Source organism: Mesorhizobium sp. M1A.F.Ca.IN.020.06.1.1 (genome assembly GCF_004023265.1).
Taxonomy (GTDB): domain Bacteria; phylum Pseudomonadota; class Alphaproteobacteria; order Rhizobiales; family Rhizobiaceae; genus Mesorhizobium.
In genome coordinates this window covers 1-9,928 of the sequence record NZ_RZSR01000100.1, presented here as the reverse complement: position 1 = coordinate 9,928, position 9,928 = coordinate 1, and the positions used below count along the sequence as shown (strand labels likewise).

Below are 9,928 nucleotides of genomic sequence, written 5' to 3'. Positions count from 1 at the left end.
CGGCAAGACCGAGCACGCAGCGCATCTCCGGCTTGCGGTCGAGCGCGGCGACGAAGTGCATTTCCGAGGTACCGGGATTGGCAAAGCAGACATTCACGCCATTCGCCAGCAGCACATCGCAAAGCACATCGGCGCCATTCATCGCGTTCCCTCTCGTCCGATTGTCCCCGGACAATTGAGCCGACAAGTGTTCATGCCGCAATGTCCGGTCAACGACTTTGAAGTGATCCAGTTTCAGGAGTGCCGGCGCGTTCAGGCGACCCTCGCCTTCAGGAAAGCCATGACGGCGGCAGTCAGCGCATCGCCGTTCTCCCCGAAGCGGTGGTTGAATCGCCATATGCCAATAGGCGCCGCCGTCGAATAGGGCGACTTTGGTTCCCCTGCCCGTAGCCGGGCCGCGCGATCGTGGGCCGCGGTTGCATGGCCGGCGCGCTCCGCCGCCCGGGGAAGCACCATGGAACATTTGCCTGATCTGGCGGTTTGATGCAGGCCCGGCCCTGGCCTCGTCCATGCTGGGCGGATTGCTAGTCGGACCGAAGGACCGATGCCCTCGGCCGACGCTTCCGAACGGTGACCACCAATGAGGAAGACGTATCGACCTCCATCCGCGCCGCCCAATCGGCGCACAAGCCGTTCGGAACCTCTGCGCCTGTTTCCGGCAATTGCGCTGGCGCTATTCCTTTCGGCTCCGGCGGCTGCGCATCAGGCGCCCACGGGCTGGCAGTATGACAGCTCATGCTGCTCGGGAATGGACTGCTACCAAGCACCCGCGGCCGACGTGAAGGAAACGAAATATGGGTACCAGCTCTCCACCGGAGAGCTCATTCCCTACTCCGATCGTCGGATCAGGCGTTCGCGTGACGAGTTCTTTCACGAGTGTAAGCCCGGAGGCGACGCGAATTCTCAGCATTCCTTCTGCCTCTACGTTCCCGACCACGACATGTGAGTGGAAAACCTAAGATTTTCCTTGAAGCTCTCCCGGCCATCACCACCTAATCATCATGGGTGAGCATTCCGTCCGCATCGGGTGCTGTGAGTCGTCAATGCCCGATTGCAGGCGCTCTCTCTCATATGAGGGAACCACAATGCTTTCCGGCAGTTGAATACGAGACGAGCCGACTGGCCGACTGGCAACCAGAGCGGCTCTGAGGGCAGAATATCATGCGAGAGAACCAATCCGACGTCTTCGATCTGTTTTCGGAGATATATTCCAACGCGGCCCAGGAAGAGATGAGCCTCCAGCAGTATCTGCTTGGCTGCCGCGAAGACAAATCCATGTATGCCTCGGCGCCCGAACGAATGGTCGAGGCCATCGGCGAGCCCAATCTGGTCGACACCAGCAAGGATGAGCGGCTCGGGCGCATCTTCTCGAACCGGACCATCAAGGTGTACCCCTCCTTCTCCGATTTCTACGGAATGGAGGATACGATCGAGCGCATCGCCGGATATTTCCGTTATGCCTCGCAGGGTCTCGAGGAGCGCAAGCAGATCCTTTACCTGCTCGGGCCGGTCGGCGGCGGCAAGTCCTCGCTTGCCGAACGGCTGAAGAAGCTTATGGAACAGCGCCCGATCTACACGCTAAAGGTTGGCAACCAGATCAGCCCTATATTCGAATCGCCGCTTGGCCTTTTCCATCCCGATCGGATGGGCGATCTGCTGGAAGACAAATACGGGATAGCCCGCCGCCGCCTGAATGGGCTCATCTCGCCTTGGGCGGCCAAACGGCTCGACGAACTGTCCGGCGACATTTCCAAATTCAGCGTGGTCAAGCTGTCGCCATCGCGTCTGCGTCAGATCGCCATCGCCAAGACCGAGCCCGGCGACGAGAACAACCAGGATGTCTCGGCTCTGGTCGGCAAGGTCGACATCAGGCAGTTGGAACATTTCAGCCAATCCGATCCGGATGCCTACTCCTACAGCGGCGGCTTGAACCGGACGACGCAGGGCCTGCTCGAGTTCGTCGAGATGTTCAAGGCGCCAATCAAGGTCCTGCACCCGTTGCTGACGGCAACCCAGGAAGGCAGCTACAACGGCACCGAGAATTTCGGCTCCTTCCCCTATCAGGGCATCGTCGTTGCCCATTCCAACGAATCGGAATGGCAGCAATTCAAGAACAACAAGAACAATGAGGCCTTCCTCGACCGCATCCTCGTGGTCAAGGTTCCGTACTGCCTTCGCATCACCGAAGAGAGGCAGATTTACGAGAAACTTCTGCGCGAGAGCGATCTGGCGAACAGTCCCTGCGCGCCAGAAGTGCTGGACATCCTCAGCCGTTTCACCGTCTCGACCCGGCTTGCCGAGCACGAGAACTCGCCGCTCTACACCAAGATGCGCGCCTATGACGGCGAGAACCTCAAGGAGATCGACCCGAAGGCGAAGTCGGTCCAGGAATATCGCGATGCCGCCGGCGTCGACGAAGGCATGACCGGGGTCAGCACGCGCTTCGCCTTCAAGATTCTGTCGCAGACTTTCAACTACGACACCAAGGAGGTCGCAGCCGATCCCGTGCACTTGATGTACATCCTCGAGGAGGCGATCAAACGCGAGCAATTCCCGAAGGAAACCGAAGCCGCGTACCTCGAGTTCATCAAATCGGAACTTGCAGCGCGCTACGCCGAGTTCATCGGCCACGAGATCCAGAAGGCTTACCTGGAATCGTACAGCGAGTACGGCCAGAACCTTTTCGACCGCTACATCGCCTATGCCGATGCCTGGATCGAGGATCAGGACTACAAGGATCCCGATACCGGCCAGATCCTCAATCGCGAGGTCCTGGACAAGGAACTGTCGCAGGTTGAAAAGCCGGCCGGCATCGCCAATCCCAAGGATTTCCGCAACGAGGTGGTCAAGTTCACCTTGCGCGCCCGGGCGCGCAACCATGGCCGCAATCCGTCCTGGACGAGCTATGAAAAGCTTCGCGAAGTGATCGAGAAGCGCATGTTCGGTCAGGTCGAGGATTTGTTGCCGGTGATCAGCTTCGGCTCCAAGCAGGACAGCGTCACCGAGAAGCGGCACAACGAATTCGTGCAGCGGATGGTGGAGCGCGGCTACACTCAGCGGCAGGTGCGCCGGCTGGTCGACTGGTACATGCGCGTGAACAAGGCTGGCTGAGCAAAGCCCGAAGGGTTCGCATGCCGATCTTCATCGACCGCCGCCTGAATCCGAAGGACAAGAGCCTGAGCAATCGCCAGCGCTTCCTCAAGCGCGCCCGGGAAGAGCTCAAGCGCAGCATCCGCGACCATGTCCGGACAGGCCGCATCGCCGAGGTCGACCGCGAGCATGCCGTGCCGATGCCCCGCAAAGGCACCAGCGAACCGACCTTCAGCGACGCCAGGGATAGTGGGCAGCGCCAGTACATACTGCCCGGCAACAAATCGTTCAGTCCCGGTGATCTGATACCCAAGCCTGGCGGCGGCGGCACTGGCTCTTCGGCGCCGGGAACCAAGCAATCCGAGGACGACTTTCGCTTCGTGCTGTCGCGCGAGGAAGTGCTCGACCTCTTCTTCGAAGATCTCGAACTGCCCGATCTGGTCAAGCTCAATCTCAAGCAGATACTGAGCTTCAAGCCAAGACGGGCGGGCTTCACGGCAAGCGGGGCGCCGACCAACGTCAATGTCGGACGCACCATGCGAAACAGCCACGGCCGCCGCATCGCGCTCAGGCGTCCCAAGCAGGCGGAGCTGGACGCCATCTCAACGCAGATCGCCGAGTTGGAAGCGAAGCCGCCAACCGAGGCAACGCGCGAACGCATCGCTGCTCTGCGCGAGGAAGTTGATCGGCTTGAACGCCGGCGCAGGCGGATCGCCTATGTCGATCCGGTCGACATTCGGTTCAACCGCTTCGACCCCCAACCGGTGCCGAATGCCAGCGCCGTCATGTTTTGCCTGATGGACGTGTCGGGATCGATGGGAGAGCGCGAGAAGGATCTGGCCAAACGGTTTTTCGTGCTGCTGCATCTGTTCCTGACGCGGCGCTACGAAAGGACGGACATCGTTTTCATCCGCCACACCCATGAGGCCAAGGAGGTGGATGAGCACACCTTCTTCTACCACACCGAGAGCGGCGGTACCGTCGTCTCGACGGCGCTCGAGGAAATGCACCGCATCATAGAGCAGCGCTATCCGGTCGCGGAATGGAATATCTATGCCGCTCAGGCTTCCGACGGCGACAACTTCGCCACCGATTCCGAGCGCTGCATAGAACTTCTCGACCGCAAGCTCATGCGCCTGTGCCAGTATTTCGCCTATGTGGAAATCATCGACGAACGCGAAAGCCACATTTTCGGCTCCACCGAGAACGGAACGTCGCTCTGGCGCGCCTACAACGCGGTCGACGGAAAGTGGCCGAATTTCCAGATGAGGCGCATCGCGGCTCCCGCCGATATCTATCCGGTCTTTCGCGAGCTCTTCGCAAGGCAGCCTAGTCTGCGCAAGAGCGCGTGAGAACGCGAGCGGATGGGACATAGGCCGATGGTCAATCAGGCGCGCAAATCCGAACTGTTATTTTCCGGGTCGGACTGGGATTTTGCGAAACTGTCTCGGGTCTACGACGAGATCGAGGCGATCGGGATCGAAGAGCTTCACCTCGACATCTATCCGGTGCAGATGGAGGTCATTTCCTCCGAGCAGATGCTCGACGCCTATTCCTCGGTCGGCATGCCGCTGATGTATCGGCATTGGTCGTTCGGCAAGCATTTCCTCTACAACGAGCTTCTCTACCGCAAGGGCGCGCGCGGTCTGGCCTATGAACTGGTCATCAACTCCAACCCTTGCATCGTCTACCTCATGGAAGAAAACACCATGGCCTTGCAGGCCCTGGTGACCGCCCATGCCGCGCTTGGCCACAACCATTTCTTCAAAAACAATCATCTCTTCCGGCAATGGACGGACGCCGGAGGCATCCTGAGCTATCTGGACTTCGCCAAGGGCTACATCGCCCGATGCGAGGAACGGCACGGACTGCAGGCCGTCGAGGCGGTGCTCGATGCCGCCCACGCGCTGATGGAGCAAGGCGTGTTCCGCTACCATCGGCCGCCGAAGCTGTCGTCGGAACAGCAGCGCGAAGGCCTTCGCGAGCGCCTCGAATATGAGGAGCGTTCCTACAATGATTTGTGGCGCACGCTGCCGACCGCGCAGGACAAGAACAAGCCGGAGGCAGGGGACGAAAGCTTGGCCGAGCGGAAGAAATCGCTCAATCTACCCGAGGAGAACCTGCTCTACTTCCTCGAGAAGAACAGCCTGGTGCTTGAGCCCTGGCAGCGCGAGATCATCAGGATCGTGCGTGTGATCGCGCAATATTTTTACCCGCAGCGGCAAACCCAGGTGATGAACGAAGGCTGCGCCACTTTCGTCCACTACACCCTGATGAACATGCTTTTCGATCGCGGCCGCATTAGCGAAGGCGCCATGCTCGAGATCTTGCGAAACCATTCGAACGTGGTTTTCCAGCCGGCCTATGACGATCCGCGTTATTCCGGGATCAATCCCTATGCGCTGGGCCTCGGCATGATGCAGGACATCCAGCGCATCTCGACCGAGCCGACCGCAGAGGATCGCGACTGGTTTCCGGACATCGCCGGCCGCGGCGACTGGCGCGACACCTTGCTCGACGCCTGGGCCAACCACCGTGACGAATCCTTCATCCGCCAGTATCTGAGCCCCGCTCTGATCCGGAAATGGCGGCTCTTCGTGCTGGCCGACGGCGCCGACGAGCCGCATTACGAGGTCGCCTCGATCCATAATGAGCGCGGCTACAGCAAGATACGGTCCGCGCTGGCCCGAAGCTACGATGTAGGGGCGAGCCGGCCCGACATCCAGGTGGTCGACGTGGATCTTCTGGGAGACCGGCATTTGCGGCTGCAGCACAAGGTCAAGGACGGCATCCAGCTAGAGGACGAAAGCCGCGACGCGACCTTGCGCCACATCCGGAGCCTATGGGGTTATGACGTTAGCCTGGCGGCAATGGATGCCGAAACCGGCGCCGTGCTCAGCGAGCGCTCGACGAAGGAACTTTGACCTCCGAGACGCAGGAAGCCGCCGTCTGCAGGCGGGTCTGACCTCGGCACACCCTAACCCTCGCCAGCGGGCCGGATCCTCAACCTTGCTATGCGGTTCTTGTCGCGCTTCATCACCACGAAACGCTTGCCGTGAAAGGTGAAGGCCTGCTTCTCGTCTGGGATCGTCTGCGTCTCATGAATGACCAGACCGGCGATCGTCGTCGCCTCCTCATCCGGCAGATCCCAGTCGAGCGCCCGATTGAGGTCGCGAATCGCCACCGTGCCGTCGACGACGACCGAGCCGTCGGCCTCCTGCTTGACGCCTTGCATGTCGACATCGTGCTCGTCCGCGATCTCGCCGACGATCTCCTCGATGATGTCTTCCAGCGTCACCAGCCCTTCCATCTCGCCATACTCGTCGACGACGATGGCGAAATGCGCCTTGCGCCGCAGGAAGGCGTTGAGCTGATCCTGCAAGGTGGTGGTGTCGGGCACGAACCATGGCTTCGAGGCGATCTTTGTCACGTCGATCTTGGAAAAGTCGTTGCCCACCTCGTTGAGCGCCCGCAGCAGATCCTTGGCATGCAGCACGCCGACGATGTTGTCGAGCGAGCCTTTCCAGAGCGGCATGCGGGTATGCGGGCTCTGCAGAATCTCGCGCACCACCATTTCCGGCGGATCGTCGGCGTTGACCGAGCGCATGTTGGTGCGGTGGACCATCACGTCCGAAACCTCGAGCTCCTCGAGTTCGAAAAGCGCGCCCAGCCGGTTGCGATCCTCGCGCGCCTGCCCGCTGCGGCGGGTCTCGTCGCCGTTCTCGTCCGGCTCATCCTGCTCGGGCTCCGTCGGTTCGATCGGCCGCAGACTGTAGCCGAGCGCCGCGAAGAGCCGCGTGCGCAAGAGAAACGCCAGCACGATCACGGCGGCAAGGACGGCTGCGGCGATCCAGCCGAAGTCGATCATCCGGGATGGCTCGCCTTGAGGAAGGACAGCACTTCGGAGGGCGGCACGTCCTTGGCGATAAAGGCCTGGCCGACGCCGCGCGTCAGGATGAAGGTAAGCGCGCCGCGCGACACCTTCTTGTCCTGGGTGATGAAGCCAAGCAGCGTCTCGGCATCCGGCAGTTGGCCCGCTATGTCGGCCATCCGCCAGGGCAGGCCGACGGCGCGAAGGTGCGCCTCGACGCGCTCCGCGTCGTCCGGGCTCGCTAGATTGAGACGCGCCGAGAAGCGGTGCGCCAGCGCCATGCCGATGGCGACCCCCTCCCCATGGACGAGACGGGCACCGTCATAATTCGTGGCGGCTTCGAGCGCATGGCCGAATGTGTGGCCGAGATTGAGCAGCGCGCGGTCGCCGGTCTCGAACTCGTCGCGGGCGACCACATCGGCCTTGGCGCGGCAAGCCTCGGCGATGGCTTCGGTCCGTTCCGGGCCGCCGGCGAACACCTTTTGCCAGTTCTCCTCCAGCCAGGCGAAGAAGCCGGGACGGTCGATCAGCCCGTATTTGGCGAGCTCGGCATAGCCAGCGCGGAATTCGCGGATCGGCAAAGTGTCGAGCACGCCGGTATCGGCAAGCACCAGTTTTGGCTGGTTGAAGACCCCGACAAGGTTCTTGCCGCGCGCGCTGTTGATGCCGGTCTTGCCGCCGACGGAAGAATCGACCTGCGCCAGCAGCGATGTCGGCACCTGCACGAAGTTCATCCCGCGCCGCACGATGCCGGCGGCGAAGCCGGCAAGGTCGCCGATGACGCCGCCGCCAAGTGCCACGACGACATCGCGCCGTTCGAGCTTGGCGGCGAGCACGCCGTCGACGACCTCTTCGAGGTGGGTGAAGCTCTTGGTCTTTTCACCGGCCGGCAGGGTGATGACGGCGGCCTCGATGCCGCCTTTTTCCAGGCCGGCCTGCAGCGTTTCGAGATGCGCTGCGGCGACGTTCTCGTCGGTGACGATGGCCGCACGCGTGCCGGGAAGGCGGCCTGCGATTTCGGTTCCTGAGCCGGAAAGCAGGCCGGGCCCGATAAGTATGTCATAGGCACGGTCGCCGAGTCCGACCTCGACCTTCACCGGTTCGCTATGGCTCAAGGCTCCACCTCGTCGTCGCTGGTGGCGATTGGCGCGATCCCAAGGTAAGCGCAAAGCGCGCATACCACCTCGCTGGCGATGACTTCCTTGCGGTCGTCGCGGGTCGAAACCGTGAGGTCGGCGGTGGCATAGACCGGGTAGCGCTCGCCCATCAGCTTCTCCAGCACGCCGCGCGGATCTGGATTCTTCAACAGCGGCCGGTTCTGCTTCTTCGAAACCCGCTCCATCAGGAGATCGAGATCGGCCTTCAGCCAGACCGAGACGCCATGCGCCTCGATCGCCTCGCGCGTCTGCGCGTTCATGAAGGCGCCGCCGCCGGTGGAAAGCACCTGCGGGCCGTTTTCGAGCAGACGCAAGATGACCCGCTGCTCCAGCGCCCGGAACTCAGGTTCGCCATAACGGTCGAACAGCTCCGGCACGGTCATGCGCGATACGCTCTCGATCTCCTGGTCGCTGTCGATGAAGGGCAGGGAAAGCATTGTCGCCACCTTGCGGCCGATTGCGGTCTTGCCGGCGCCCATCAGGCCGACGAAGACGATCGAGCGGCTGCCGAGCCGCTCGAGCAGCGCGACACGGCCTTCGTCCGGCGGATTTGCTGGCAGCGCGTTCATGCGGAACCCTCTTTGCGCCGTATCGACATCAAAAGCCCGTTTGCGTCAAGCAGGCCGCCGCAGGCGGGCCAGATCGCCCCTCTTCCGTCGAGAAGCTTCCTCGACAAATCCTCTGCCCCAGCCCTTCGTCCTTGAATTGGCCGGAATGGCGTCCCATAAGGGCACAGGGTTTGGAATCGCAGAACAAGAAGACGGGCGAAGACTGAATGCCGACATTGTTTCGCTTTGTCGTGACGCTGGCGGTTCTTGCAGGCGTCGCTTATGGCGCGATGTTCGCGCTGGCGATGTTCGTGGAGCCGAAAAAGGCCGAAATGAGCGTGCGCATTCCCGCGGAAAAGCTCAATCCGAAGAAGAACTGACCCGGCCAAATGAACAGCGCGGCCCGCATCGAAGCCTTTCTGGAGATGATGAGCGCCGAGCGGGGTGCGGCCGAGAACACGCTTTCCTCCTACCGCCGCGACCTCGAAGACGCCTCCGAAGCTATCGGTGGCGGGCTGGCCGGAGCGGCAGCTGCCGACATCCGCGCCTATCTCGACGACATCGCGGCGCGTGGCTTTGCGCCGACCTCGCAGGCGCGCAAATTGTCGGCGATCCGCCAATTCTTCAAATTCCTCTATGCCGAGGGCCTGCGCGGCGACGACCCGACCGGCACGCTGGACAGCCCGAAGAAGGGCCGGCCGCTGCCGAAGACCATGACCGAGGCTGAGACGGGCCGCCTGGTCGACCGCGCGGCCGAGGAGGCGGGCGGGGCCGCGCCCGACGGCGACCGGTTGGCGGCGCTGCGCCTGCACGCGCTGGTCGAGGTGCTCTATGCCACGGGCCTGCGCGTTTCCGAGCTTGTCGGTCTGCCGGTGACGGTGGCGCTGCGCGACGACCGTTTCTTCATGGTGCGCGGCAAGGGCGACAAGGAGCGCATGGTGCCGCTGTCGGCCAAGGCGCGCGCCGCGATGCGGGCGTGGCTTGCCGCCAGGGCGGAGGTGCCGGCCTATGCCGACAGCCCGTTCCTGTTCCCAGCCTCTTCCGACAGCGGTCATCTCTCCCGGCAGGTTTTCGCACGCGATCTCAAAGGCTTGGCGGCGCGGGCCGGCATCGCCTCGACCAAGATCTCGCCGCATGTCCTGCGCCACGCCTTCGCCAGCCACCTCCTGCAGAACGGTGCGGATCTCAGGGCCGTGCAGCAACTGCTTGGCCACGCCGATATCTCCACCACGCAGATCTACACTCATGTGCTGGAGGAGCGG

At 62.3% G+C, this 9,928-nt stretch carries 10 protein-coding genes; 5 read left to right on the top strand and 5 right to left on the bottom strand.

Annotated elements, in window-relative coordinates; genetic code table 11:
• Together EOA60_RS07110 and EOA60_RS07105 are read right to left on the bottom strand one after the other, a co-directional pair.
• On the bottom strand, positions 1-142 hold a 142-nt coding region (locus tag EOA60_RS07110; protein ID WP_164899212.1), incomplete at its 3' end, for a thiamine pyrophosphate-binding protein.
• Between the two features lie 110 nt (positions 143-252).
• Positions 253-456 carry a hypothetical protein gene (locus EOA60_RS07105; RefSeq protein ID WP_095823999.1) on the bottom strand — a complete coding sequence of 68 codons (204 nt, stop codon included), beginning with the start codon at positions 454-456 and terminating at the stop codon, positions 253-255.
• 705 nt (positions 457-1,161) lie between these two features.
• Between EOA60_RS07105 and EOA60_RS07100 the strand changes: the two genes are divergently transcribed.
• The 3 genes from EOA60_RS07100 to EOA60_RS07090 are packed head-to-tail and all read left to right on the top strand — an operon-like array spanning position 1,162 to position 6,014.
• Positions 1,162-3,111, top strand: coding sequence for a PrkA family serine protein kinase (locus EOA60_RS07100; protein ID WP_066990342.1), 1,950 nt, complete (start codon positions 1,162-1,164; stop codon positions 3,109-3,111).
• 20 nt (positions 3,112-3,131) lie between these two features.
• Complete coding sequence (locus tag EOA60_RS07095; RefSeq protein ID WP_095824000.1) at positions 3,132-4,442, top strand: YeaH/YhbH family protein; 1,311 nt, start codon at positions 3,132-3,134, stop codon at positions 4,440-4,442.
• A gap of 27 nt (positions 4,443-4,469) precedes the next feature.
• A complete protein-coding gene (locus tag EOA60_RS07090; protein ID WP_095824001.1) occupies positions 4,470-6,014 on the top strand; it encodes a SpoVR family protein in 1,545 nt (514 codons plus the stop codon).
• Positions 6,015-6,067: 53 nt separating this feature from the next.
• On the opposite strand, the gene EOA60_RS07085 is transcribed toward EOA60_RS07090, so the two are convergent.
• From EOA60_RS07085 to EOA60_RS07075, 3 genes are read right to left on the bottom strand one after another with little or no spacing between them, the layout of a single operon-like run.
• On the bottom strand, positions 6,068-6,958 hold the full coding sequence (locus tag EOA60_RS07085; RefSeq protein WP_067319184.1) for a transporter associated domain-containing protein: 891 nt from the start codon (positions 6,956-6,958) through the stop codon (positions 6,068-6,070).
• Positions 6,955-8,076: a 3-dehydroquinate synthase gene (aroB, locus tag EOA60_RS07080; protein WP_067319186.1), complete on the bottom strand. Its 1,122-nt coding sequence runs from the start codon at positions 8,074-8,076 to the stop codon at positions 6,955-6,957. Before aroB ends, EOA60_RS07085 begins: the two co-directional genes overlap by 4 nt.
• A complete protein-coding gene (locus tag EOA60_RS07075) occupies positions 8,073-8,687 on the bottom strand; it encodes a shikimate kinase (protein WP_095824002.1) in 615 nt (204 codons plus the stop codon). Before EOA60_RS07075 ends, aroB begins: the two co-directional genes overlap by 4 nt.
• A gap of 206 nt (positions 8,688-8,893) precedes the next feature.
• Here EOA60_RS07075 and EOA60_RS07070 point away from each other — a divergent pair, with 206 nt between their 5' ends.
• Positions 8,894-9,046: a histidine kinase gene (locus EOA60_RS07070; RefSeq protein ID WP_066990358.1), complete on the top strand. Its 153-nt coding sequence runs from the start codon at positions 8,894-8,896 to the stop codon at positions 9,044-9,046.
• 9 nt (positions 9,047-9,055) lie between these two features.
• The coding region (locus tag EOA60_RS07065) for a site-specific tyrosine recombinase XerD (RefSeq protein WP_164899211.1) at positions 9,056-9,928 on the top strand (873 nt) is incomplete at its 3' end.